This is a genomic window from Xanthomonas sp. AC360 (assembly GCF_979258225.1).
The window spans coordinates 2,506,901-2,532,592 of record NZ_OZ409846.1 but is presented as its reverse complement, the minus strand read 5'-3'; the positions used below and the strand labels follow the sequence as shown (position 1 = coordinate 2,532,592).

The 25,692-nt window shown below is 64.9% G+C and carries 25 protein-coding genes; 16 read left to right on the top strand and 9 right to left on the bottom strand.

Annotated elements, in window-relative coordinates; genetic code table 11:
- Positions 1-208: 208 nt before the first annotated feature.
- The gene (locus ACZZ0O_RS10815; RefSeq protein WP_463590769.1) at positions 209-1,318 is read right to left on the bottom strand and encodes a Gfo/Idh/MocA family protein; all 1,110 of its coding nucleotides are present in this window, start codon (positions 1,316-1,318) and stop codon (positions 209-211) included.
- Positions 1,319-1,574: 256 nt separating this feature from the next.
- Here ACZZ0O_RS10815 and ACZZ0O_RS10810 point away from each other — a divergent pair, with 256 nt between their 5' ends.
- The 7 genes from ACZZ0O_RS10810 to ACZZ0O_RS10780 all read left to right on the top strand — a co-directional run bounded on the left by ACZZ0O_RS10810 (position 1,575) and on the right by ACZZ0O_RS10780 (position 8,576).
- Entirely contained in the window at positions 1,575-2,480 is a 906-nt protein-coding gene (locus tag ACZZ0O_RS10810) for an SMP-30/gluconolactonase/LRE family protein (protein ID WP_463590768.1), read from the top strand.
- Between the two features lie 82 nt (positions 2,481-2,562).
- Complete coding sequence (locus ACZZ0O_RS10805; RefSeq protein ID WP_463590767.1) at positions 2,563-3,285, top strand: hypothetical protein; 723 nt, start codon at positions 2,563-2,565, stop codon at positions 3,283-3,285.
- A gap of 180 nt (positions 3,286-3,465) precedes the next feature.
- The gene (locus ACZZ0O_RS10800; protein WP_323521724.1) at positions 3,466-3,861 is read left to right on the top strand and encodes an EF-hand domain-containing protein; all 396 of its coding nucleotides are present in this window, start codon (positions 3,466-3,468) and stop codon (positions 3,859-3,861) included.
- 143 nt (positions 3,862-4,004) lie between these two features.
- Positions 4,005-4,478, top strand: a complete 474-nt coding sequence (locus tag ACZZ0O_RS10795; protein ID WP_115527158.1) for a MarR family winged helix-turn-helix transcriptional regulator — start codon at positions 4,005-4,007, stop codon at positions 4,476-4,478.
- Positions 4,479-4,510: 32 nt separating this feature from the next.
- On the top strand, positions 4,511-5,338 hold the full coding sequence (locus ACZZ0O_RS10790; RefSeq protein ID WP_055851179.1) for a p-hydroxycinnamoyl CoA hydratase/lyase: 828 nt from the start codon (positions 4,511-4,513) through the stop codon (positions 5,336-5,338).
- Between the two features lie 83 nt (positions 5,339-5,421).
- Positions 5,422-6,891, top strand: coding sequence for an aldehyde dehydrogenase (locus tag ACZZ0O_RS10785; RefSeq protein ID WP_463590766.1), 1,470 nt, complete (start codon positions 5,422-5,424; stop codon positions 6,889-6,891).
- A gap of 206 nt (positions 6,892-7,097) precedes the next feature.
- Positions 7,098-8,576, top strand: a complete 1,479-nt coding sequence (locus ACZZ0O_RS10780; RefSeq protein WP_463590765.1) for an AMP-binding protein — start codon at positions 7,098-7,100, stop codon at positions 8,574-8,576.
- Between the two features lie 259 nt (positions 8,577-8,835).
- On the opposite strand, the gene ACZZ0O_RS10775 is transcribed toward ACZZ0O_RS10780, so the two are convergent.
- From ACZZ0O_RS10775 to ACZZ0O_RS10765, 3 genes are all read right to left on the bottom strand, one after another.
- On the bottom strand, positions 8,836-9,837 hold the full coding sequence (locus ACZZ0O_RS10775; RefSeq protein ID WP_055851169.1) for a LysR substrate-binding domain-containing protein: 1,002 nt from the start codon (positions 9,835-9,837) through the stop codon (positions 8,836-8,838).
- Between the two features lie 64 nt (positions 9,838-9,901).
- Positions 9,902-10,261: a protocatechuate 3,4-dioxygenase gene (locus ACZZ0O_RS10770; RefSeq protein WP_115512460.1), complete on the bottom strand. Its 360-nt coding sequence runs from the start codon at positions 10,259-10,261 to the stop codon at positions 9,902-9,904.
- Between the two features lie 10 nt (positions 10,262-10,271).
- Positions 10,272-11,168 carry a gallate dioxygenase gene (locus ACZZ0O_RS10765; RefSeq protein WP_055851163.1) on the bottom strand — a complete coding sequence of 299 codons (897 nt, stop codon included), beginning with the start codon at positions 11,166-11,168 and terminating at the stop codon, positions 10,272-10,274.
- Between the two features lie 231 nt (positions 11,169-11,399).
- Here ACZZ0O_RS10765 and ACZZ0O_RS10760 point away from each other — a divergent pair, with 231 nt between their 5' ends.
- The gene (locus tag ACZZ0O_RS10760) at positions 11,400-12,074 is read left to right on the top strand and encodes a GntR family transcriptional regulator (RefSeq protein ID WP_463592440.1); all 675 of its coding nucleotides are present in this window, start codon (positions 11,400-11,402) and stop codon (positions 12,072-12,074) included.
- Positions 12,075-12,243: 169 nt separating this feature from the next.
- Here the strand turns inward: ACZZ0O_RS10760 and ACZZ0O_RS10755 are convergent, their stop codons facing one another.
- From ACZZ0O_RS10755 to ubiH, 5 genes are all read right to left on the bottom strand, one after another.
- The gene (locus ACZZ0O_RS10755) at positions 12,244-13,200 is read right to left on the bottom strand and encodes a SphA family protein (RefSeq protein WP_238151781.1); all 957 of its coding nucleotides are present in this window, start codon (positions 13,198-13,200) and stop codon (positions 12,244-12,246) included.
- 193 nt (positions 13,201-13,393) lie between these two features.
- The gene (locus tag ACZZ0O_RS10750) at positions 13,394-13,825 is read right to left on the bottom strand and encodes a nuclear transport factor 2 family protein (protein WP_463590764.1); all 432 of its coding nucleotides are present in this window, start codon (positions 13,823-13,825) and stop codon (positions 13,394-13,396) included.
- A gap of 108 nt (positions 13,826-13,933) precedes the next feature.
- On the bottom strand, positions 13,934-14,650 hold the full coding sequence (locus ACZZ0O_RS10745) for an alpha/beta fold hydrolase (RefSeq protein ID WP_463590763.1): 717 nt from the start codon (positions 14,648-14,650) through the stop codon (positions 13,934-13,936).
- Between the two features lie 126 nt (positions 14,651-14,776).
- Positions 14,777-15,958 (bottom strand): UbiH/UbiF family hydroxylase, encoded by a 1,182-nt coding sequence (locus ACZZ0O_RS10740; RefSeq protein WP_463590762.1) that lies wholly within the window; start codon positions 15,956-15,958, stop codon positions 14,777-14,779.
- On the bottom strand, positions 15,955-17,163 hold the full coding sequence (gene ubiH / locus ACZZ0O_RS10735; RefSeq protein ID WP_463590761.1) for a 2-octaprenyl-6-methoxyphenyl hydroxylase: 1,209 nt from the start codon (positions 17,161-17,163) through the stop codon (positions 15,955-15,957). Before ubiH ends, ACZZ0O_RS10740 begins: the two co-directional genes overlap by 4 nt.
- A 182-nt stretch (positions 17,164-17,345) precedes the next feature.
- Here ubiH and ACZZ0O_RS10730 point away from each other — a divergent pair, with 182 nt between their 5' ends.
- From ACZZ0O_RS10730 to apaG, 8 genes are all read left to right on the top strand, one after another.
- Complete coding sequence (locus ACZZ0O_RS10730; protein WP_055851139.1) at positions 17,346-17,924, top strand: hypothetical protein; 579 nt, start codon at positions 17,346-17,348, stop codon at positions 17,922-17,924.
- A gap of 3 nt (positions 17,925-17,927) precedes the next feature.
- Positions 17,928-18,485: a cob(I)yrinic acid a,c-diamide adenosyltransferase gene (locus tag ACZZ0O_RS10725; RefSeq protein ID WP_115561359.1), complete on the top strand. Its 558-nt coding sequence runs from the start codon at positions 17,928-17,930 to the stop codon at positions 18,483-18,485.
- A gap of 38 nt (positions 18,486-18,523) precedes the next feature.
- Positions 18,524-19,432: a histone deacetylase family protein gene (locus tag ACZZ0O_RS10720; RefSeq protein WP_055851131.1), complete on the top strand. Its 909-nt coding sequence runs from the start codon at positions 18,524-18,526 to the stop codon at positions 19,430-19,432.
- Positions 19,433-19,559: 127 nt separating this feature from the next.
- A complete protein-coding gene (lptD, locus tag ACZZ0O_RS10715; protein WP_463590760.1) occupies positions 19,560-21,992 on the top strand; it encodes an LPS-assembly protein LptD in 2,433 nt (810 codons plus the stop codon).
- On the top strand, positions 21,989-23,380 hold the full coding sequence (locus ACZZ0O_RS10710) for a peptidylprolyl isomerase (RefSeq protein WP_115512467.1): 1,392 nt from the start codon (positions 21,989-21,991) through the stop codon (positions 23,378-23,380). Before lptD ends, ACZZ0O_RS10710 begins: the two co-directional genes overlap by 4 nt.
- Positions 23,381-23,384: 4 nt before the next feature.
- Complete coding sequence (pdxA, locus tag ACZZ0O_RS10705) at positions 23,385-24,356, top strand: 4-hydroxythreonine-4-phosphate dehydrogenase PdxA (RefSeq protein ID WP_463590759.1); 972 nt, start codon at positions 23,385-23,387, stop codon at positions 24,354-24,356.
- Positions 24,357-24,471: 115 nt separating this feature from the next.
- On the top strand, positions 24,472-25,260 hold the full coding sequence (rsmA, locus tag ACZZ0O_RS10700; protein WP_323538802.1) for a 16S rRNA (adenine(1518)-N(6)/adenine(1519)-N(6))-dimethyltransferase RsmA: 789 nt from the start codon (positions 24,472-24,474) through the stop codon (positions 25,258-25,260).
- Positions 25,261-25,296: 36 nt separating this feature from the next.
- Positions 25,297-25,680: a Co2+/Mg2+ efflux protein ApaG gene (apaG, locus tag ACZZ0O_RS10695; RefSeq protein WP_046964432.1), complete on the top strand. Its 384-nt coding sequence runs from the start codon at positions 25,297-25,299 to the stop codon at positions 25,678-25,680.
- The last annotated feature ends 12 nt before the right edge of the window (positions 25,681-25,692 follow it).

Below are 25,692 nucleotides of genomic sequence, written 5' to 3'. Positions count from 1 at the left end.
GCACATGTTCGCCATGAATTCCAGCAATCGTTGCGCGATGAGCTCTGTGCCTGTCGTGCACAGGTGTTGGAATGGAATTGGAGCAGCGGTGGCTGGTGGTGGATCTTGAAGGCTGGTGGCAGCTTCCAGCCCCATGCTTCGGTCGCACATTCCTGCGGTTTGCTGATTCACTATGTCGGCGGCCTGTCGACCGCCGACACCTGCCGACTTACAGCACGATGCGCTTGCTGCCTTCACGCGCGGAGCGGTAGATCGCATCGACGATACGGATATCCCGCAAGCCTTCTTCGCCCGGCGCACGCAACGGCGTGCCATTGATGATCGCCAATGCGTCTTCGTCCATCTGCAATGCCTGCTGATGCGGCACTTTGACATCGAAGACGCTGCCGTCGCTGGCCTTGCCGGTGACGCCTTGATAGCTCTGAAACGGCGACAGCTCGTACCAGCCGCGCTCGCAGTCGGCGCGTAGCACGTTCATGTTGGCACCGAAGCTGGTCTTGCATGCCGCACGCACGGCATTGGGAAATTCCAGCGTGAAATCCATATGTTCGTCGACCTCGTCGAACAACTCGGGACGGTCGGTCCAGCGCTTGGCGGTGACCGCCAGCGGCTCGGCGCCCACGGTGTAACGCGCGGCATTGAGCGGATACACGCCCATGTCGTACATCGCACCGCCACCGAATTCCGAGCGTAGCCGCCACGGGCGATCGGCCTTGGTCGTATCGCGATAGCCGTTGTAACCGGCCTCGGCACGCACGCGTTGCATCGCGCCGAACGGCTTCTCGCCGGCCATCGTAATCAGGCGCCGCGTATTGGGTTCGTGCTGCATGCGGTAGCCGATCGTCAACGCCACCTTGTTGCGTTTGCAGGCGGCAATCATCGCCTCGCATTCGCCCGCATGCATTGCCATCGGCTTTTCGCACCACACGTGCTTACCGGCCGCCGCCGCACGCAATGCAAGCGGTGCATGCATGTGAGTCGGCGTGACGATGTAGACCACATCGATGTCGTCGTTGTCGGCGATACGGTCGAAGTTGTCGTAGTTGTAGACATTGCGATCGGCAATGCCGTACTTGGATTGCCACTGCCCAATCTTCGACGGCGTGCCGGTCACGATGCCCGCCAGCTTGCAGTGTTTGGTCAAAGCCAGGCCCGGCGCGAGTTGCTCGCTGGCATAACTTCCCAAGCCTGCCAGTGCCACATTGAGCGGTTTTCCCGGCTTCTTTTTCGGCAACGCCCATGCAGGTGCGCCAAGCAGGATGCCGGCGCTGCCGAAGGCGGCAAGCAAACGGCGACGTGTCAAGGATTCCACGGACATGCAAACCTCCTTCTTAGAAAGAATAGCGACCAGCGTTTGCCAAGCGGCATCGTGCAGACAGCATTAGCGCAGCGGACGCTGCGATGCAGGCGCGACATGACACGCATCGGCCACATCGGCTCGACGACACGCCGTTATGTATCGGCTGCTCCGATCCACTACTGCCCGCGCACCTTACTTGATCGCACGTGATCATCGCCATGGTCGCGCTGCACGGTCTGGCACACTGCCGACGATCATCTCTGGAGGACTCCGCATGACCGCTGCTGCCCGCCATCGTTTCCTGCCACTGGCGCTGCTGTTGTCCAGCTCGCTCGCCATCGCTGCCGATCCGCCGTTCGTTGCGCGCGACCTGATCGGAGATGGCGCATTCACGCATAACGCCGAGGGCCCGGCAGCAGGCCCGGACGGCGCGCTGTATGCGGTGAATCTGGGCAAGGACGGCACCATTGCACGCATCGCGTTGCAAACAGACGGCAGCGCAACTGCCGAGGTGTTTGTCACCTTGCCTGCCGGCAGCACCGGCAACGGCATTCGCTTTCGCGACGGCGCAATGTACGTGGCCGATTACACCAGCCACAAGATCCTGCGAGTGAATTTGCAGACGCGCGCGGTGAGCACCTTCGCTTCGCTGCCCGATTCCGATGGTCCCAACGATCTGGCACTGGCACCCGATGGCAGTTTCTATGCCAGCGATCCGAACTGGAAAGACAACAGCGGCCGTTTGTGGCACATCGGTCGCGATGGCGCAGTGCGGCTGCTGGAATCGGGCATGACCACGCCGAATGGACTGGACGTCAGCCCGGACGGCAAGCGCCTCTACGTCAACGAAAGCATGTCGCGCAAGGTGTGGGTGTACGACCGCCTGGACGATGGCAGCGTGCGCAACAAACGTCTGCTGATCGCGTTTCCCGATTTCGGTATGGACGGCATGCGCTGCGATGCCGACGGCAATCTGTATATCGCCCGTTACGATGCCGGACAGATCGCGGTGGTGTCGCCGGCAGGCAAGTTGCTGCGCACGGTCGCGCTGAAAGGCCGCAAGGCCAGCAACGTCGCCTTCGGTGGCAGCGATGGCAAACAGGTGTTCGTCACCCTGCAGGATCGCGGCGCAGTTGAAACGTTCAGATCCGATCGCCCCGGGCGCGAAACCGGACGCTGAAACTGCTGCGCGCGTCGCATTGGTTCTCAGGCCGCGCAACAGCATCCTGGCATCCTGCAGGTCACCCGCGGAGGACTCCCCCATGCAAGCCATCGAACTCAAGGACGCGGCCGCCTTTGGCAGCGAATTCCTGCGATTGACCCTGTTGCAGGGGTTTCAGTCGCTGACCAAACGCGACCTGGAACTGTTGATCTTCGTGCTGCTGGAGCGCGATGGCGCCATCTCGCGCAATAGCTCCAACGCCCTTGTCGCACTGCAGCTGCGTGTCACCTCGGCCAAGGTCAAGGCCTTGCGTCGCGATGGCTATGCGCGTTGGCGCGCGTTGGTGCCCGAAGAAGGCGACGCGGCGATGCAGCGCATCGTGGCCAACGTGCTCACCGAAGACAACCTGCGCTCTGGTGCCAAGCACGTCAGCGAACGCAGCCGCAAAGAAGGTTTTCTGGCGGTGCGGATCGAACATCCCGACGACGCACAGCAATTCGAGCAAGCCATTCTCGATGTCGGCGCGTTGCCGGTATACGAACGCAATCGCGAAGTGGTGGCGGTGCGCTTCGACACGCTGCTGAAAATCGCCGAACGCTGGGGCTATCTGCAGCAGGATCCGCAGGCGGCGGTACGCGAATTGCAGAAGCTCACGCCCACCGCCGAAGAAGTGGCGGATTTGCTGAAAAAGGACATTGCGCAGCTGCGCTGGGACGATGTGCGTCGCGCACTCAACAGTCTGGGCGCCAAAGCGGTGGCCAGCACCGCGGAAGGCGGCTTGAAGGGCTTGCTCAAGATCGTGTTTCCCTTCATCCCCGGCTGAGTGACCTGCAAGGCGACGGCAACGTGCCGTCGCCCCGCCAGATCCAGCGTTGATGCCGACGCCGCTGCGCCCAGCTTGCGCAAAGGATCTGGCGATGCGCCACATCCCACCCGCATGCCACCCACCGCAAGCTGCCCGCACCCTCTATCCTTGCCGGCTGTTCCACATCAGGGGGATCTGATGACCATCCGCCGTATCGCCACACTCACCGCACTGCTGCTCGTTTGCGGCATCGCCTCCGCCCAGCAGGCACCTACGCCGGCCAGCAGCATGCCGCTGATCGATGTACCCAACGTCATCCGCACCCAACCGCTGTCCAGCGGCGAAGTCACGCACCAGACCCAACTGGAACGCCCGCGCGGCGAATCGAGCGTGATCGTGCGCTCGATCCAGCCCAGCAGCGTGGTCGGCAGCTACCGCATCGATTTCCAGGCGATGGACGTGGATGGCGATGGCCGCATCAGCCGTGCCGAAGCACAGGCCAACCCCGCGCTGGCCGATGAATTCGATGCACTCGACACCCGCCACAGCGGCTATCTGACCCGCGAGCAGCTGGCCGGCTGGCTGACCCAGTAATCACGTCGCACACCTCGGCGGCACGCAGGCGCGCCGGTATTACGCGGGCGCGCACCGCACTTCAGTTTTTGAGGCCCGTCCCCCTTGCAGCGCCCGCTTCGGTCGGCTAGATTGTATTTAACGGATACAATTTGGATGGATTGATGACCGCTCGCCTGGCACTTGCCAAAGACCTCGGCTACCAACTGCAACTGGCCACCTTGGCGTCCAGCCATGCCGCCCGCCAGGAACTGGCCGAGCTGCATCTCACCCCGGCACGCGTCACTGCGTTGATCCATATCCGCGACCAGCCCGGTTGCGACCAGACCGAACTCGGCAACCGCCTGCTGGTCAATCGCGCCGCCGGCATGAAGATCGCCAACGCGCTGGCCGAGCAAGGCCTGATCGAACGCCTGGCCGGTCGCGACCGTCGCAGTAAAGGCCTGTATCTGACCGACCAGGGCCACCGCACGCTCGAGGTGGCACAGGCCTGCCTGGCGCGCGCCGTCGCGCGTACCTGCACCGGCCTGCAGGCCGCCGAGCAACAAACCCTGCTCCGCCTGCTCTGCAAATTGAACGCCAGCGCCACGCTGGAGCGGACAACCGTGGCAGAGACCGCGTTGGCCGAAGACCTCTGAACCCGCAGCCCCCGACTTGAAGGAGACGCCGCTTGAACGAGCATGACGTGGTATCGGTTCGCATCGAAAACCGCATTGCCTGGGTGAAGTTTGCACGCCCGGACAAGCGCAACGCGATGAGCCCGGCGCTCAACCGCCGCATGATGGATGTACTGGACGAGCTGGAATTCGACGACAGCGTCGGCGTGCTGGTGCTCGGCGGCGAAGGCACTGCCTGGTCGGCCGGTATGGATCTGAAAGAGTACTTCCGCGAAACCGAAGCACAGGGCCTGCGCGGCGTGCGCCGTTCACAACGCGAGTCCTACGGCTGGTTCCGGCGCCTGCGCTGGTATCAAAAGCCCACCATCGCGATGGTCAACGGCTGGTGTTTCGGTGGCGGCTTCGGCCCCTTGTTCGCCTGCGATCTGGCTATTGCCGCCGATGAAGCGCAGTTCGGCCTGTCGGAGATCAACTGGGGCATCCTGCCGGGCGGCGGCGTGACCAAGGTGGCGGTCGAACTGCTGTCGATGCGCGATGCGATGTGGATGACGCTGACCGGCGAAATGGTCGACGGCAAGAAAGCGGCCGAATGGCGCCTGGTCAACGAAAGCGTGCCGCTGGAGCGACTGGAAGCACGCACGCGCGAAGTGGCCGAGCTGTTGCTGCGCAAGAACCCGATCGCGCTGAAATACGCCAAAGACGCGGTGCGCCGCGTGGGCACCATGACCTACGACGAAGCCGAAGATTATCTGGTGCGCATGCAGGAAGCGGCCAACTCGTTCGACAACAACGCCCGCAAGGAAGGCATCCGTCAATTCATCGACGAGAAAAGCTACAAGCCTGGCCTGGGCGAATACGACCTCAAGAAAAACAGCGCCTAAGCACGTCCTACGGCGCCTGAAGCGATGCGTGCAACCCACGCATCGCTGGCGCTGCCAGTGGTTTTCTGCACCGAGGAGGGAGTATGGAAGCCTTATCCGCAACACTGCGCGGGATTGCCGCGCGTGGGCCGTTGGGCCTGTTCATCGACGGCCAGTGGCGCGCAAGCACCGGCGATCGCCATGTCGATGTGATCGCCCCGCACACCGAAGAACGCCTGCTGCGCTACACCGAACCATCGCACGCAGATACCGAAGCCGCCGTCGCTGCGGCACGTGCCGCCTTCGACACCGGCCCCTGGCCGCAGCTGTCACCCCCCGAGCGCGGGGTAATACTCAAGCGCGTCGCCGACCAGCTGCGCGCACGCATGCCGGAGCTGGCTGAAGCCTGGACCGGCCAGGTGGGCGCCACCATCGGTTTCAGCCGGCGCGCCTCGCAACAGGCGCCCGGCCTGTTCGACTACTACGGCGATCTGATCGCCATGCATCCGTTCGTCGAGCCGCGCGCACGCTCCAGTGGCGGCCGCGTGCATGTGGTGCAGGAACCGGTCGGCGTGGTCGTGGCGATCACGCCCTGGAACGCGCCACTGGTCTTGCTCTGTTACAAGGTCGCCGCTGCGCTGGCTGCCGGATGCACGGTGGTGGCCAAGCCCTCGCCGGAGACCCCGATCGATGCGTACATCCTGGCCGAATGCATCAGCGCCGCAGGCGTGCCCGATGGCGTGTTCAATCTGTTGCCGGCCGGCCGCGAGGTCGGCGAACAGCTGATCCGGCACCCGCTGGTCGACAAGGTCAGCTTCACCGGCTCCACCCAGGCCGGGCGACTGATCGGCGTGGCCTGCGCCGAACGCCTGGCGCGGGTCGGCCTGGAGCTGGGCGGCAAGTCGGCCGCCATCGTGCTCGAAGACGCCGACCTCGCCAAAGTGCTGCCCAGCCTGGTGCCTTACTCCATGCCGATCACCGGGCAGGTATGTTTCGCGCTGACCCGCGTACTGGTGCCTGCGCAGCGGCGCGAAGAAGTCCTGCAGGCATATTGCGCGGCACTGAGCGCAGTTAAGCTCGGCGACCCGTTCGCCGCCGACACCGGCATGGGTCCGCTGGCGCTGGCCCGGCAACTGGAACGCGTGCAGTCCTACATCGCACAGGGCAGCGCCGAAGGTGCGCAACTGGTGATGGGAGGCAACCGCCCGACGCATTTGCCGCGTGGATTCTTCATCGAGCCGACGGTGTTCGCCAACGTCACGCCGGACATGACCATTGCCCGCGAAGAAATCTTCGGCCCGGTGGTGAGCTTCATCGACTATCACGATGAGGCCGACATGATCGCCAAGGCCAATGCAAGCGACTACGGCTTGCACGGCACCGTCTATAGCGAGGATGTTGATCGCGCGTATCGCATTGCACGACGCGTGCGCAGCGGCAGCCATTCGATCAATGGCATGTGGGTGGATATCGAGATGCCGTTCGGCGGGGTCAAGCATTCCGGAATTGGTCGCGAAGGCGGCATCGAAGGACTGCATGCATTTCTCGAAACCAAGACCGTCTATCTCGGTTGAGTTTTACGTCATCGGCTACGCGGCGAGCATGCCTGCGTCGCCGCAATGCAACGTGCCGTACACCACGGCACGTCATCTCCGCTGGTGTGTTGGCAACGTGTCTGTGAACGCCTAATGCGTGGTTGCGCGCACGCGTCAACCTTCCTGCCATCTCCGTCGCACTCACGCACGTCACTCCCCCATTCTGCATTCGGAAAGACAGCGCCATGACCATGCCGACCGACTCGATTTCCTTCCATGCCCGCCTCACACCGCACCGGCTTGCCGCGCGCGACCTGTTGCTGGAGCAGGAATGGACATATGCCGAACTGGACACCTTGATCGGCCAACTGGCCGCCCTGCTGCAGATGCGCGGCTGTGTCGACGGCGAACGGCTGGCCGTGCTCGCCCGCAATTCGGTCTGGCAGGTCGCGCTGCACTTCGCCTGTGCGCGGGTCGGCGCGATCTATGTGCCGCTCAACTGGCGGCTGAGCGGCACCGAGCTGGACACCTTGCTGCAGCGTGCGCAGCCGCATCTGTTGCTGGGCGACGATGTCGCTGCCGGACGCGCGCATGCCGAAGCGCTATCGAGCTTCATCGACAGTGCCAAGGTGCTGGCACCCGCCGAAACGCCCTACATCCCGCCCGAGCGCGTGAGCCTGATCCTGTTCACCTCGGGCACGTCCGGCCAACCCAAGGGCGTGATGTTGAATGAGCAAAACCTGCAGCAGGTGGCCCACAACTTCGGCGTGACCACACGTGTGGATGGCAACAGCAGTTTCCTGTGCGAAGCGCCGATGTTCCACATCATCGGCCTGGCGACCAATGTGCGGCCGGCGCTGGCGCTGGGCGGGTCGATCCAGGTGTCGAGCGGCTTCGAACCGAAGCGTACCTTGAGCTGGCTCGGCAACCCGGCGCTGGGCATTACTCACTACGTCGGCGTGCCGCAGATGATGCAGGCGTTCCGCAGCCAGCCCGGTTTCGATCCGTCAACGCTGCGTCACCTCACCGCGCTGGTCAGCGGCGGCGCGCCGCATGCCAGCGACGATCTGCTCGGTTGGCTGGACGATGGCATCCCCATGGTCTGCGGCTTCGGCATGAGCGAAGCCGGCACGGTGTTCGGCATGTCGGTGGATTGCGACGTGATTCGTCGCAAGCTCGGTGCGGCGGGGATTTCGTCGCCGGGCGTGCAAACGCGGGTGGTGGATGGCGATGGCAACGACTGCCCGGCGGGCATGCCTGGCGAACTGTTGTTGCGCGGCCCCAACCTCAGCCCCGGCTATTGGCGCGACCCGCAGGCCACTGCGGAGATGCGCGACGCACAGGGCTGGTTCCGCACCGGCGATATCGTCAAGCGTGATGCCGACGGCTTTTTCTGGGTGGTGGACCGCAAGAAGGACATGTTCATTTCCGGCGGCGAAAACGTGTATCCCGCCGAGATCGAAGCGGTACTGGCGGATCACCCGGACATCCGCGAATGCGCCGTGGTCGGCATCGCCGACCCACAATGGGGCGAGGTGGGCTACCTGGCGATCGTGCCAGCCGCTGAGGCGACGGATCTGGAGCAGATCCGCAGCTATCTGGTCGAGCGCCTGGCCAAGTACAAGGTCCCCAAACACCTACGCCTGGTCGAGGCCTTGCCACGTACGGCAACCGGCAAGCTGCAGAAGGCGCGGTTGAAGGATGCCTTGGCCAACGATGCCTGATAGCGGTAGCAACCGTGCGGCGTGGGCGTGCGTATTGCCGCCCACACGTGGACTTTGCTTACTCGGATCACCGCGATGAATACCGCTCGAGTATTCCGGTGCGGGATCAACCGGGCGCGCTACAACGTCCAATCCAGCGCGCCTCGCATCCCTGCGCATTCCGCGAATACAGCCGAACAGTGCAACTCCCCAGGCCAGTGCTGCATCGCATCCGTCCCGGTCGACGATGCAGCTCTCGCTTGGGGGATTCCATCGTCGGTTATGCAGACGCATCCAGCAAAATATCGTGCTCGCCAATCTGGTCGTCCACCCACACCGCGCCTTGCTGGGCCATGAGCGCCAGCTGGTGTTCCAGCTCGCGCATCAACAACCGCACACCGGGTTTGAGGATGGCGCTGCTGTCGCGATAGATCACGCCACCTGCGCGCGCCTGCGACGGCTGCTGCAGCTGGAAGGCTCGCAACTCGCCGCGTGCGATGTCGCCTGCCACCATCATGCTTGGCATCACTGCAATGCTGTCGGTGCCGAGCAGAATCTCGCGCGTAAAGCTTGCAGAGCTGGAACGAAGTTGATCGCGTGTGGCTAGCCCATGTTCGCGCATGACCTGCGCCACGTCGCGCTCCACATGCTGACTCAGCGTCGGCAATACCTGTCGGTACGCGGCCGCTTCGGCGATGCGCACCGGGCCATTGGCAAACAAGGGATGGTCGCTCCGCGCCACCAGCGCAATCGGATCCTGGTACAGCACCTTGCGAACCAACGCATCGTAGCGGGCCAGCGGATACAACCGGCCAACGACCAGATCCACCTCGTTTCCGGCGAGCTTGGGCAGCAATTCATCGGTACGGCCATGCAGCAGGCGCACACGCAGCGTGGGCTCGGCACGGTACAAGGCAGCCAGCACCGACGGCAGCAGGCCGCTCGCCGCCACCGGCAACGCGCCGACGGTGATAGTGAGCGCATCGTCCTGCAGCAGCCCTTCGAAGGTGTCCTGTGCGCGGCGCAGCTGGCCGAGCACGACGTGCGCGGTCTGCACCAGCACCTCGCCCATCGCATTGGGACGCACGCCACGCGAATGGCGTTCGAATAGGGGCGCACCGACGATCTCTTCGATCTCCTGCAAGGCACGCGTGAGTGCAGGCTGGGTGACATTCAATACGCGTGAGGCACGGAGCAGGCTTTTTTGCCGATCCAGCGCCTCGATGACACGTAGATGCCGGACCTTGATGCGGTGTTCGAAGAACACGGAGGACATGGTCATAGGGGGTGGGCCTTACGTTGGAAAGTCGGGTGGCAACGCCCGGCCAGCGACCGGGACGCGCAGCTCAGCGTGCCTCGGGCACACGCCGGGTCTGCATGAAGTCTTCGAACGACTCGCCGCGCATGATGGCGTAGACCTGCAGATTGGTCGTGCGCACCACGCGGGCGAACTTTTCGATCACAAAAAAATTGGCGCCGTACTGCACCAGTCCGAGCCAGTCGCGCGCACGGATCAGCGCTTTCTCGTGCTCGGTGAGCTCGGCTTCCTGCATCAACACTTCCGCGTCCTGCAAAAAGCGGTCGCGCCACGGGGCGCGGATCATATGCCAGAAAAAACGATTGAGGCGCAGCGCGCGGTTGCTGGTGCGCAGATCGAACAGGTAGGTGCCGTCGATCTTGTCCATGCCGTGTACTTGCGGATTCATATGCAGGCCCTCATGCCGCGTTGGCGGTGCGCGCCAGCAGCTCTGCCGAGCGCGGCGCATCGGCGCGTTCTTCGCCCGGCTCGTACAGCACCACGGTCATCGCGGTCGTCGTCATCAGGTAGTAGTTCTGATGCAGTTTGCGGATCGGCCCATCCAACGCACCGCGCATGGCCAGCCACATGATCTGCTCCACGCTCTCGGCACCGCCCAGGCGCACATAGTCGGTATGGGTGAGATCGGTCAGCGTTTCCGGCGCGTGCTGAAAGCGGTCCAGAAACTCCATGTCCCAGTCGGTGTTGTTGAAACCGGTGCGCTCGCCATGGATCTGGTGCGACAACCCGCCGGTGCCGACCACCACCACTCTGAGATCTTCCGGGTATGACTCGATCGCACGGCGCACCGCCTGGCCCAGGCGAAAACAGCGGCGCGCGGTCGGCAGCGGGTATTGCAGGACGTTGATCGCAATCGGCACCACCGTGCCCGGCCAGTCAGGCACATGCGGCCACAGCAGCGGCAACGGCGCCGCGCAGCCGTGGTCGATCGGCTTGTCCTGAAATACGGTCAGGTCGAATTCGTCGTTCACCAGGCATTCGGCGATATGCGCCTGCAGCTGTACATCGCCACGGATCGGAGGCAGGTTGCGCAGCCCTGCGCCCTCATCGGCGACCGGAAAGCGCTCGCCGACGCCCAGGGCGAAGGTCGGATAGAGATCGAAGAAGAAGGTCGTGCAGTGGTCGTTGTAAAAAAACACCAGCACGTCGGCCCGTTGTTCGGCCAGCCACTCGGCCACCGGCGTGTAGCCGTCGAACAGCGGCTTCCACACTGGATCCTGTTGTTTGCCCTTGTCGTAGGCCACCCCGATGGTGGGAACGTGCGAGGTTCCGATGCCGCCGATGATGCTAGCCATGCTTTGCTCCTGCTGCGCACCACTGCCAGGAGAGGCAGAGCGCACGTCATTGATTGGGTCAGGATCGACGGTGCAATGGATCCCAACACGGACGACCAACCACTGCGGATCTCCAAAACGGTATCCTTGGGATCCAAAGTGCCATCAAGCGATCTCATCCGCAAGGTTTTTATACAAGTAATTGCTAGTTTCCCCTTCGAAGGAACGTGCGCTGCGGTACGGCGCGAGAGAATGGAGCCAATGGCGAACAACCACCGATTGCAAGCGGTCCAGCAGCTACGCGAATTGATCCTGTGCGGCGCCTTTGCCCCGGGCGAGCGCATCACCGAGGCGGCCCTGGCCGAGCGCCTGGTCATCTCGCGCACGCCTATTCGCCAGGCATTGCCGGCGTTGTGCCAAGAGGGCCTGCTGGTACAGGTCGGCAACCGTGGCTATGCGGTACGGCGTTTCAGCCAACAGGAAAGCCTGGATGCACTGGAGGTGCGCGCACTGATGGAGGGCATGGCGGCACGCACGGTGGCCGAACAGGGCGCGTCGGCCGCATTGCTGTCCACCCTGCACGCCTGTCTGTGCGAAGGCGACCGGCTATTTGCCAAGCGCAGCCTCGATGCCGGCGATGAGCAGACCTATGGCGCGATCAATGCCCGTTTCCATCGCGCCATCGTGGTGGCGGCGAACAAACCGATCCTCACCGAGACGGTGGACCGCTGCACGCTGGTGCCGTTCGTCAGCCCGGTCAACGTGGTGTTCGGTCAGCGCTCGGCCACGCTGGCTTACGACGATCTTTATTACGGACACCGGCAGCATGGCGCGATTGTCTCTGCCATCGAACAACGCGATGGCGCGCGGGCGGAGTTACTGTTCCGCGAACATGCCAATACGCAACGGCACAGCATGGGCATGTGATGCCTCGGGGTGCGCGGGACCGCGCGCCGAGCAGTGGCAATGGCATCGATGCGCGTGGAGCGGATGTCGGCCGTACCTGCGACGCAGGACCACGCATAGAGCAAGACATGGCTACATTCGACCCTGCACGCTGACCAAGACGGTCGGCGTGCAGGGCAGCTTGCTTGCGCTATAGCGAGTGCACGAACATCAGGTTGAAGGTGTTTCCGGCCACCGAGTTCTTGACCTCGACCGGCAGGTAGACATTGAAATTGAGCACGTTCTTCGGGTCCAACCGCCACGAGAGTCCTGGCCCCATGTAGAACTGCGTGCGTTTGCTGTCGGGCACGCGCTGGCCATTGGTCCGGTTGTCTTGCAGCTGCCGTAGGTAGAAGCCGTTGACACCGACCCGCAGCTGCTCGGTCACCTTGACCGAGCTGGCAAAATTCAGCCACGCCAGATCGCCTGCCTGGCCGTTGCGGAACTGGAAACCGGGAATTGGCGGCACTCCACCGGCACGGTCGGTGCGGAAGTTGTACATGTAATGCAGCCGCATGCTGACCTCCCAGTTATCGGTGGGCTGTACCGTGAATGCCCAATGCGGCGAGAACGACCAGTAGCCGGTGCTCTGGTTGATCGCGATGTCGCGATCGAACTTGCCCACAGGTGCAAATGCCACCAGGGCGAAGCGCTGAAACAGCAAGATCCGGTCGTTGCGCATCACCGGCGGCATCTGCAACGCCGCCCCGACCGCGATATCGCCAACGCCGAATCCGTTGTCGCTCAACCGCACAGGGCTGTCTGCGGCAAACGAGGCATTCTGGTTGACCAGCGGCACGATGGCATCGACGGAAATCGTGCCGCCCAACCATTTATAGGGCGTCACGTAGATGAGCTGGGTCAGCGCTGCCGAGCTGCTGATCTTCGGATCACGAAACGCCGGCGAATCGTTGCCTTGCGCATCCAGGACGGCATTCAGGTGCGCATGGCGCAGATATTCGATCACCGTCCAGCCAGGTTGGGTGGAGCCAAAACCATCGAAAAAGCTGGTGCCACCCAGGTTGATGCCTTGCGGCACCGGAACTGTGTCAGGCACCGCCTGTGCGAAGGCCGCCGCCGGCGCCAGCGCACCCAGGAGCAGAGTCAAGCTGCCGGCGCGCAGGCGATGCGACCGGAGCGATGAGCGACGACGACCAACAGACGAACATGCGCGTTCCACTAGGCGATTCTCCAACGAAGATGGGCGATTGAGGCAACGCGACTGGGGGGAGAGCAGTGTCGAGATGTCGCCTGTAAGGGCCGGCGGCATCGTTGAACAGACAGACAGCGATCAATCTCGGTCAGTGCGCCTCGACGCGCAGCAGCAATGCGCCGAGGCGTTGCTTGAACAACCATTGGTTGTCCTGGTGCACCAGCACATCGTCGAAGGTGCCGATCAGTGCAGGCGCCTGCGCCGTCCAGGGGACAGACGCGTCGGCCTGCGGTGCGCTATAGAGCAGCACATGGCTATGCGCATGGGCCAGCGTGCTCGATTGGACGCTGACCAGCGTATTGAGCATCAAATGACAGGTGTTGCGTGGCGCGCGAGCGCTGAAGGCCTCCAAGATCGCTTCGCGTCCATGCACGGGCGCATCCGGCGCGCTCGGTCGTGCAAAGACGCCGTCGGCAGTGAACAGCGCAGCCAACGCCTGGTGCTCATGGCGGTCGTTATGCAGGGCGAACCGGCGAATCAGCTGTTCGCACGCAACGATGATCGAAATATCTGCAGACACGCAGCAGCCTCCCTTGGCGGTGGAATGACACAGATAAAGCGCTAGCGATACTTCAGCGCAGGACAATTCCCGAGACGACCGAACTGACGCCGCCTGCGGTACGGGCGATCACGTGCTCAGCCACTCGCGCAGCGCGGTGCTCACCGCAGCGGGCGCTTCCACCGGCGCCATATGCCCACAATCTTCGAATACGACCAGGCGCGCCTGCGGAATCTGCCGTGCCATGTCCTGATGCCGTGCCAGCGGGCTCCAGGCATCCTGGCGCCCGACCCCTAGCAAGGTGGGGCAGCGAATCTGCGCAAGCACCGGCGCGGCATCCGGGCGCTCCAGCAACGCGTTGACCTGGCCAGCGAAACTCTGCGCGCTCTGCCGCTGCACCATTGCGCTGAGGTCTTGCATCAAACCGGTATCGGCGCTGCGTGCGGGGTGCAGCATCGGTGGTAACCAGGCCAGCGCCAGCGCATGCATGCCTTGCGTCTGCGCCAGATCCACCAGCGCTTGGCGCTCCTCGCGTTCGCCATCGCGACGCGGTGCAATGCCGGTATCGAGCAGTGCCAGCTGCGTCACCCGCTCGGGCGCCTGACGCATGATTTCCAGCGCAACCCGCCCGCCCATCGAATGCCCGGCCAACGCAAACTGTGGCGGTGCGCCAGCCAGCACGTGGGACGCCATCTGCCCAATGCTGTCGAATCCGGGGAAATCCAGCACCTGCACATCGGCCAGATCCGCCAGCGCGTCGCGCTGCGGTTGCCAGATGGCGGCGTCGCAGAGCAGGCCGCAGAGCAGCAGCAAGGTGGGTCTGGAGGTGTGCGAAACGGAAGTCATGGCGCGACTGTAGCCACGCCGGCCGCGTGCGTCGTATGGAAGATGTGGCCTGCGCTATAAGCTCAGAGACATAGAACGTCAGCTATGCCGGCTAGCCACAGCGCAGGCCGGCAGACGCGAGATGGCTTACGCGCCGCCGGAGGCGCGCTTCCACAGCACATCGACCAGCGGCGGCAACCTGCCGGCGAGGCCAAGCGCGGCACCGCGCAACAGGGTCAGGTGCATTTCGTCGTTGGAGAACACCGTATTGATCGCATCGAAGCCATAGGCGGCCACGGTATTGTCGCTGCGGCGAGTGCGCGCCCAGCGTTGCAGGCGATGCGGCGCGGCCCAGTCCGCACGTTTGGCGAGCGCGCCGCGCACTTCCTCGCGCAGCGCAGCGACATCGCGCAGGCCCAGGTTGACGCCCTGCCCCGCCAACGGATGCACCACATGCGCAGCGTCGCCCAAGGTCAGCACGCGGCCACTGACGTACTGCTCCACCAACTGCCGTTGCAGCGGGAATGCAGCGCGTGCAGAAACCACACGCACCGCGCCCAGACGCGCGGCAAAGGCTTGGGTCAGCTCGCGCGCGAACGCCGCATCGTCGAGCGCCAGCACGCGCTCGGCCTCGCGATCGGGCAAGGTCCAGACAATCGAACTGCGGCCTTCGGCAAACGGCAGGAATGCCAGTGGCCCGGTGGTCAGAAAGCGCTGCCAGGCCGTGGCCTGGTGCGGTTGTTCGGTCTCCACAAAGGCAACCACGCCGCGTTGTGCGTAGGCGTGTCGCGACACCGGCAAGCCGGTCAGGTCGCGCAAGGTGGACGACGCACCATCGGCGGCGATGGCAATCGCCGCTTCCAGCCGGCTGCCATCGTCCAGACGCAGGCGCACGCTGTTGGCGTCCTGCTCCAGTTCGGCCACACGCGCCGGGCAATGCACTTCGATCCCCGCGCTGTGCACGGCCGCCCACAGGCGATCGACCAGCAGCGCATGTTCGACGATCCAGCCGAGTTGTTCGCGGCCCAAGGTGTCGGCATCGAAGCGCAGCTCGCCGCCACCGCCGGCATCCCAGACCCGCATGCGCCGATACGGCTGCACGCGACCGGCGCGCACGCTGGCCCACACGCCAAGACTGTCGAGCAGCGCGGCGTTGTCGGCGGCGAAGGCATAGACCCGCAGGTCGGGCTGATCGGCAGGCCAGCGCGCGGGCTCGCGCCCTTCCACCAGCGCAACGCTCAAACCCGCGTCGGCCAGCGCCAGCGCACAGGCGGCGCCAACCACGCCACCGCCGACGATCACCGCATCGCGCGCACCGCGGCGGCTCATGCGATCCCCCGGCACAGCTGCGGCACATCGCCACGGAACCCCATCGCCCCGCCGACCAGCATCGATTGCAGCGGCGCGGCCTGCGAGGTTGCGAGCAATCCCAGGCTGCGCAGCGGCCGCAGCAACGGTGCCGGATTGCCGGTCAGCCGCGCCAGCCCGCTGGAGAAGCCGATCGTCTGCTCGCGGTCCACGCGTCGACGCGCCACATAGTCGGCCAGCAGCGCGCCGCTCCCGGCATCGCTGCGATCGTGTTCGATCAGCTCTGCCAAGGTGAGCGCGTCGCGCAATCCAAGATTGAAGCCCTGCGCACCGATGGGGTGCAGCGTCTGCGCGGCGTTGCCGAGCAACACCACGCGCTCGGCGATCAGGTTGTTGGCCAGCACCTGCACCAGCGGATATGCACTGCGTTCGCCGCTGGCGACAAAGCGCCCGGCGCGCCAGCCGGCCGCGCGCTGCAGCCGGGCCAGCCAGCCAGCCTCGTCGAGCGCGGCGACCGCATCGGCCTCGGCGCGCGCCACACAGTGGATTGCGCCGTAATGACGGTCGCCCCGCGGCAACAGCGCGGTCGGCCCGTGCTCGCCGAAGCGCTCCCACGCGGTGCCATCCGGCGGCCTGGAGGCGCGCACGCGCGCCACGAACAAGGTCTGCAGGAAATCGTGCGTGTCGGTCTGGATATGCAGCAGTTCGCGCACTGCGCTGTGGCTGCCATCGGCACCGACCACCAGCCTGGCGCGGACGCGCTGCTCGCCGTCGTCGGTCGCCAGCCGTAGCGTGCGCACGCCATCCTGCACCGGTTCCACGCCGATGCAGCGCGCCGGGCGATACCGGCGCAGCTGCGTCAATTCGTCCAGGCGTGCCTGCAGGGCGTCGCCGAAGTCGCGGGCCACCACCACTTGCCCAAAGCTGTCGCGTCCGTAATCGGCGGCGTCCAGTTGCACGCGCCCGAAATCGCCGGCACGACTGACGTGGATGCGCCGGATCGGCCCGGGCGGGCTACGCAACTTGGCCATGACGCCCAGCACGCCCAAGGCGTTGACGGTGGCGGCGGCGAAACTCAGATTGCGTTGATCGAACACGGCCGGCGGCGTGCCGGCTGGCGTGGCTTCCACCAGCCCGACATCCAGGCCGAGGCGGTCCAGCGCAATCGCCAGGCTGGAGCCGACCAGGCCGCCGCCAACGATCAAAACGTCATGTGGATATGTCATTCGCCCATGATAAGCCCTCGCCCGCAGCGCATCGCGCGCGCCGGATGAGACACGTTGACGCGTCCAGCCGGTATGCCGTTGTCATGCCTGCCGATGCCCGGCGCAGCGTAGGCCAGGCAGTGGCGCGGGCACGCCAGGTTCCACGCTACACTCCCGCACCTGTAATCCGGCAACCCCCGCGCATGACTTCTCGCTCGCACGACACCCTGATTTTGAGCCTGCTCGCCGTCCTGATGGCGGCCACACGGATCAATCACTTCGCGCCGGTCCCGGACGCGTCCTGGGCGGTGTTTTTCATCGGCGGGTTTCATCTGGCTGCGCGCAGCAAACTGGCGTTTCCGCTGCTGATGGGCCTGGCGGTCGCGGTGGACTGGCTGGTCATCACCCAGCAAGGCATGAGCTTCTGGCAGCACTACTGTGTGTCGCCGGCGTACTGGTGCCTGATCCCGGCGTACTTCGCGCTGTGGGCCGGGGGTGTGTGGCTGCGCCGGCACTATCACGGGGCCCAATGGACTGCGCTGGTCGCGCTGGTGCCTGCCCTGCTCATCGCCGTGGCGCTGTGTCAGCTGATCGCCCAAGGCAGCTTTTACTGGATCAGCGCCAGCGTGAGCGAACCCACCCTCGCCGGCTGGTTCAAGAACTACAGCGACTGGCTCTGGCCGTACCTGCGCAGCGCAGCGCTGTACGTCGCGGCCGCAGCCGTCATCCAGGTGGTTGCCGAGCGCCTGGCTGCGCCCCATCGCCAGCGCCAGGCCGGCTGAGCCATGGGCAACCGGCTCTCACGTATCTATACGCGTACCGGCGACGACGGCAGCACCGGGTTGGGCGATGGCAGCCGGACCGGCAAGGACGCCTTGCGCGTCAACGCCTACGGCACCGTGGACGAGGCCAATTCGGCGCTCGGCGTGCTGCTGGCCGCACCCGGCGTGCCCACTGCGATTGCCGAGCTGCTGACCACCGTGCAGCATCAGCTGTTCGACCTGGGCGGCGAGCTCTGCATCCCCGGCCATGCCGCCATCGAGGCGGCCGACATCCAGGCCCTGGAACGCCACCTGGACCACTTCAACGACAGCTTGCCGCCGCTGCAGGAGTTCATCTTGCCGGCCGGTGGCGAAGCGGCCGCGCGCTGCCACCTGGCGCGGACCATCGTGCGCCGGGCCGAGCGCGAGACCGTTGCGCTGTCGCGCCAGGAGTCGGTGCGCAGCGAGGCGATCGGCTATCTCAATCGGCTCTCCGACCTGCTGTTCGTGCTGGCCCGCGTGCTGGCACGCGTGGATGGTCAGCAGGAAGTGCTGTGGCGGCACGACCGCCGGCGCGGTTGAGCATGTGCCTGGCGCGGCGGACAGGCTAAAGTCATCTCATGCTGGTCTTTACCCATCCCGCCTGTCTCGGTCACGACGCCGGCCCTGAGCACCCCGAAAGCCCTGCCCGCCTGGAGGCGGTCGTCGACGCCCTGCGCGCCGCCTTTCCGGACCTGGACTGGCGTGAGGCGCCGCTGGCCAAGCTGGGCGACCTGTGCCGCGTGCACGAGCGCGAGCAGGTGGACGCGGTGCTGGAGACCGCGTTCGAAGGCTATCGCCAACTGGATGTGGACACCCGCATGGTGCCGGCCTCGCGCGCGGCTGCCCTGCGCGCCGCCGGCGCCGGCATCGCCGCCGTGGATGCGGTGATGCAGGACCTCACCCGCACCGCCTTTTGCGCCGTCCGCCCGCCCGGCCATCACGCCACCGCGCAGGTGTCGATGGGGTTCTGCCTGTTCAACAACATCGCCGTGGCCGCCGCCCATGCACGCGACCGGCATGGCCTGGAGCGCATCACCATCGTCGATTTCGATGTGCACCACGGCAACGGCACCCAGGCGATCTTCGAACGCGACCCGGCCGTGCAGTATTTGAGCACGCATCAGTCCGGGCTGTACCCGCACTCGGGCAGCGTCCATGAGCGCGGCGTTGGCAATATCCACAACCTGTTGCTGCCGCCCGGCAGCGATGGCTTGCGCTTCCGCAACGTGTGGGAAGACGAGATGCTGCCGCTGATCGATGCCTTCCGCCCGCAGCTGATCCTGATTTCGGCCGGCTTCGACGCGCATCTGCGCGATCCGCTGGCCGATCTGATGCTGGACGACGATGATTTCGCCTGGCTGACCGGCGCGCTACGCACCCTGGCCGAGCGGCATGCGCGGGGTCGGGTGGTATCCATGCTGGAAGGCGGTTATGACCTGCAGGCCTTGCGCGAAAGCAGTGTTGCCCACGTCGCCGCACTGCGCTGACCCACAGCGGCACGCCGGTCGCGCCACGGTTTGCGATGAACCTCGTCCTCTTCACGCTGGCGCTCTTCATTGCCCCTATGCGGGGTATGCGGCAAGCTAGTCGCCATTTTACTGGTTGAATCCACGCGTGCGCCGAGTTCTCCGCCTGCTGCCCCTGCCCTTGAGCATCGCCATCTGCCTTCCGGCCATGGCTGCCGACAAGCCGTTGAATTGGGGACTGTGCCCGGCCGTGGACCCGCTGCCTGGTTTCGATGGCGCGCCCGCCGCCGACCCCAAGGCTGCCGAAATGCGCCAGCAGCTGCCGACCGACATCGAAGGCGACCAGCTGTCCGGCACCAGCACCACTCCGCAGTACCAGGGCAACGTGGCGCTCAAGCGCGGCGACCAGTTCCTGGGCGCGGACAACCTGCGCATGGATACCGAGACCGGCAACTACATCGCCGAAGGCAATGTCCGCTACCAGGACACTTCCTTCCGCATGGTCGCCGACCGCGCCGAGGGCAATCAGGACACCGACGCCCACAAGGTCTCCAACATCCAGTATCAGATGGTGGACCGCCGCGGCAATGGCGTGGCGGAATCGGTGGACCTGCAGGGCCAGGTCGGCCAGATGCATCGCTCGACCTACACCACCTGCGATCCCTCGCAGCCGATCTGGCGGGTGCGCGCGCCCGAGATCGACGTCGACAACGAAGAAGGCTTCGGCACCGCGCGTAACGCCGTGCTGCAGATCGGCAAGGTGCCGGTGCTGTACTTCCCGTGGTTCAAGTTCCCGATCGACGACCGTCGCCAGACCGGCCTGCTATTTCCGCAGTTCGGCCTGTCCGGGCGTAACGGGTTTGACTACCTGCAGCCGATCTACCTGAATCTGGCGCCCAATTACGACGCCACCTTGTTGCCGCGCTACATGAGCAAGCGTGGTTTCATGTTCGGCACCGAGTTCCGGTATCTGTACGACGGTGGTCGCGGCGAAATCACCGGCAACTACCTGCCCAACGACAAGTTGCGCGAGAAGGACCGTGGCAGCGTTTTCTATAGCGGCTACCACAACGTCAACAGCCATTGGCAGGCCCGCAGCAGCATTTCCTGGGTCAGCGACACCCGCTATGTGGAAGACTTCACCAGCCGCTTGAACGGCATGGGCTCGGCGTCCAGCCTGCAGAGCACCATCGGGATTTACGGCACCGGCGAAACCTGGACCGCCGGCCTGATGGCCGACCGCTGGCAGCTGACCGACTACACCCTGGACGAGCGAGCCCTGCCCTATAACCGGCAACCGCGTGCCTTTTTCACCTGGGAAAAGCCGTTCGGCATTTTCGAAGCCGGTGTTTATGCCGAGGCGGTGCGGTTTACGCATGACGATTCGTACCAGGTGGACGTCGTCCCGAACACCAACGGCAATAACAACAACAACGGCGACGAATACGTCCGGACCAATATCCGTAACTTTGACTATGGCAGCGGCTCGCGCCTGGACGTCAAACCCTACATCTCGATGCCGTTGTCGGGTGCGGCCTGGTTCGTGACGCCGACGGTTGCATGGCGTTACACCGCCTACCAGTTGGACTCGACCTTGGCCAACACTGCGCCACTGACCGGCGACCGTTCGCCCACGCGCAGCCTGCCGATCGCTTCGCTGGACGCCGGCCTGTATTTCGATCGCGAGACCTCGTTGTTCGGCACCAACTATCTCAATACGCTGGAACCGCGCATGTACTACCTGTACGTGCCCTACCGCGACCAGGACGACCTGCCGGTCTTCGACACCCGTCCGTTTACCTTCAGCTATGGCCAGCTGTTCCGCGACAGCCGCTATACCGGCGCCGACCGTCAGAACGATGCCAACCAGCTGACCCTGGCGGTGACGTCGCGTTGGCTGCGTCAGGACGACGGCCGCGAGAAACTGTCGCTGAGCGCTGGCCAGATCCTGTACTTCAACGACTCGCTGGTCACCATCAACAACAGCACCAATTCCGCTGCCGGCAGCGAGCAGCCCATCGAGCAGGGCAAGTCCGCCTGGGTGGCCGATGCCAACTACATGATCAACGACCGCTGGTCGATGGGCGCCACGTATCAGTGGAACCCGAACTCGCGCAAGGAAGATCTTGCCAGCCTGCGCACCCGCTATTTGCTCAACAACGACGGCATCATCAACCTCGCCTACCGCTACCGTCGCAACCTCATCGACAACAGCGACCAGCTCAAGCAGGCCGACTTCTCGTTCCTGTATCCGATCAATCCCACCTGGAGTGCGGTCGGTCGCTACTACTACTCGCTGCTGGACCGCACACCGCTGGAAATCATCGGCGGCGTGCAGTGGGACAGCTGCTGCCTGGCAGTGCGCGCGCTGGTACGCCGGTTCGTGCGTAACCGCGACGGCGAGATGGACAACTCCATCCAGTTCGAGTTCGTGCTCAAGGGCTTGAGCTCGTTTGGCCAGAACACGGACCGCACTTTGCGCCGTGCTATTCTCGGCTATTACCGCGACGACCTGTACCTGGTCCCGCCCAGCAACACCACGACCAATCCGGACGATTACGATCCGAACCTGATTCCATGACCAAGCCTTTCTCTGTTCTTCTTGCCTCGTTGCTGGTAATCACCAGCACGGTCTCGCCGGTGGCATCGGCGCAGCAATCCCAGCCGCTGGATCGTATCGCCGCTATCGTGGACGAAGACGTGGTGCTGCAGAGCGAGCTCGATCGCGCTGTGCGCAACGTCAAGTCGCAGTACGCCGGTCGTGAAAACCAGCTGCCGCCGGACGATGTCTTGCAGCGGCAGGTGCTCGAGCGCCTGGTGCTGGTCAAGCTGCAGATCGGCCGTGCCGACGGCAGCGGCATCCGCGTCAGCGACGAGGAACTCAACCGCGCCGTTGCCAGCATCGCCCAGCAGAACGGCACCACCGTGGATGGTTTGCGCCAGAAGCTGGCCGCCGACGGCATGGCCTATGGCGATTTCCGCGCCTCGGTGCGCGACGAAATCATCGTGCAGCGCCTGCGCCAGAGCTTTGCGCAGAGCCGTATCAGCGTGAGCGAAGGCGAGGTGGATACCGCACTGGCCCAGCAGGCCACGACCGGTAGCCAGTACCACCTGGCGCATATTCTGGTGGGCTTGCCGGAAGGCGCGAACGCCGACCAGATCGCCACCGGTCAAAAGAAGGTCGATGGCGTCAAGGCCTTGATCGACAAGGGCGAGTTGGACTTCTCCGCCGCAGCGGTGCGTTATTCGGATAGCCCGAATGCACTGGAAGGCGGCGACCTGGGCTGGCGCAGCCTGGACGAAATCCCCAACGCATTTGCCCAGCTGATCCGCGACATGCAGCCTGGCCAGGTAGCCGGCCCGCTGCGTGGCCCAAGCGGCTTCCAGCTGCTCAAGCTGGTGGAAATGCGCGACGCCAATGCCGGCGGCGAAAAGAAGATGGTTACCGAGTACAACGCGCGCCACATCCTGGTTCGCATCGGTGACAACCAGACCGACGCGCAGGCCAAGGCCAAGATCGACACGCTGCGCGCCCGCGTTGCCGGCGGAGCTGATTTCCAGGCGACAGCCAAGGAGTCCTCCGAGGACACCAACAGCCGCGGCCAGGGTGGCGACCTGGGTTGGTTCCCGGCCGATGCGTTCGGCCCGGATTTCGGCAAGCAGGTTGAGGGCTTGGCCGATGGCGCCGTGTCCGAGCCGTTCCGCACGCAGGCCGGTTGGCATGTCGTGCAACGCGTCGGCAGCCGCCAGACCGACGTCAGTGCCGAAAACCAGCGTGCCCAGGTCCGTGAAACGATCGGCCGTCGCAAGCTGGAAGAGGAATACAACCGCTACCTGCAGGAACTGCGTGGCGAGGCTTATGTGAGCTACCGCACCGGCGATCGTGCCGACGGCAATGCCACCGCCGAGCCGACCAAGTCGGCAGAACCCGCTGCCCCGACCCCGCCGCCGGCACAGCCGGCGCGCTGAGTCGATGATGGTCCCGTCGCTCGCGCTGGTGCCAGGCGAGCCGGCCGGGATTGGGCCGGAGCTGTGCATCCGGCTCGCCCAGCAGCCGCGCTCCGATGCACAGCTGGTTGCATATGCCGATCCCGACACCCTGAACAGCGCCGCAAAGGCGCTGTCTTTGTCTGTGCGCCTGCTCGACCCCGATCAGCCGGCACGGATGCCGGGCGACCTACCGCTGTTTCCGATTCGCCAGCCCGTCCCGACCCGCTTCGGCATTGCCGACCCGGCCAATGCAGCGGCCGTCATTGCCGGCCTGCTTACCGCTGCCGGCGACTGTCTTGCCGGCCGACGGCAAGGCATCGTGACCGGCCCGGTGCACAAGGCAGTCATCAACGCCGGCGGGATCGCCTACACCGGCACCACCGAATTGCTGGCCGAACAGGCCGACTGCCCGGTGGTGATGATGCTGGCCAACAGCATCGTGCGCGTGGCACTGGTGACCACACACCTGCCGCTGCGTGCAGTGGCCGATGCGATCACCGCCGACGCCGTTGCGCGCTGCCTGCGCATCACCCACGCCGCGATGCGTCGCGACTTCGGCCTGGAGCACCCACGTATCGCCGTGCTCGGCCTCAATCCCCACGCGGGCGAAGACGGCCACCTGGGCCGCGAAGAACTGGACATCATCATCCCGTTGCTGGGGCAGCTGCGCGGCGAAGGCATGCAGCTGATCGGCCCGTTGCCGGCGGACACTGCATTCCTGCCACAGAAACTGAGCGGCTTCGACGCGGTGGTGGCGATGTACCACGACCAGGGCCTGCCGGTGCTCAAGTACAGCGGTTTCGAGCAGGCGGTGAACATCACCCTGGGCCTGCCCTACCCGCGCGTGGCGGTGGATCACGGCACCGCACTGGAACTGGCCGGACGCGGCATCGCCGATCCATCCAGCCTGATGGCGGCAACCGCGTTGTGCGCACGCTTGGCGGCACGCGGCTAAGCGCGCGCTCCACCTGCGCGATCGCCGCAGGTTATGAGCGTCCTACCTTACTGTGACAGCCTGGACGCGCAGCACCGACACCGCGTGCAGCCGCCGGCTCCGTTAAACTGCGCGCATGAATTATTCCTTCAGCGCACCGGCCAAGAAGTCGCTTGGCCAGCACTTCCTTGCCGACCGGTATTACATCGACCGGATCGTCCAGGCGGTGGACCCGCGCGCCGGCCAGCACCTGGTCGAAATCGGCCCCGGTCAGGGCGCGATCACCTTCCCGCTGCTGCGCAAGCATGGCGCGTTGACGGTAATCGAGTTCGATCGCGACCTGATCGCACCGTTGACCGAGGCCGCTGCACCGATCGGCGAACTGAGCATCATCCATCGCGACGTGCTCAGCGTGGATTTCACCGAACTGGCCAACGGCACGCCGATCCGGTTGGTCGGCAACCTGCCTTACAACATCTCCTCGCCGATCCTGTTCCATGCGCTGGACCATGCCGCTGCGGTGGCCGACATGCACTTCATGCTGCAGAAGGAAGTGGTCGACCGCATGGCCGCCGGTCCCGGCAGCAAGGTCTACGGCCGGCTCAGCGTGATGCTGCAGGCGTACTGCGAGGTCAACGCACTGTTCGTGGTGCCGCCTGGCGCGTTCCGGCCGCCACCGAAAGTGGACTCGGCGGTGGTGCGGCTGGTGCCGCGCGACCCGGCCACGGTGATGATCAACGACCGACGTCGTTTCGCCGATGTGGTGCGCGCCGGCTTCGGGCAGCGCCGCAAGACCCTGCGCAATGCCATGTCCACCGTCTGCGAACCCGCGCATTTCGAGGCAGCCGGCGTGCGTCCGGATGCCCGCGCCGAACAACTCGAGGTCGCCGATTTCATTCGGCTGGCCAATGTCGAGCTGGCTTGAGCGCCGCTCCCACACCGTTTTATTTAGACTTTTCCCATGCAAGATGATCCGCGCTATCGGGTCGAGGTCGAGGTGTCGCCGCGCTTCCTCGCTCATCAATCGACCCCGGAAGAAGGCCGCTATGCCTTCGCCTACAGCATCCGCATCCACAACGCGGGCGCCGTGCCTGCACGCCTGATCGCGCGCCATTGGCAGATCACCGACGCCAACGGCCGCACCGAGCAGGTGGATGGCGAAGGCGTGGTCGGCGAGCAGCCATGGCTGCGCCCCGGCGAAGCCTTTCATTACACCTCCGGTGTGCTGCTGGAAACCGAGCAGGGACAGATGCAAGGTCACTACGACATGGTGGCCGACGATGGCACCGAATTCACCGCCCCGATCGCCGCCTTCGTGCTGAGCGTACCCAGGACGCTGCACTGATGACTGCTGGAT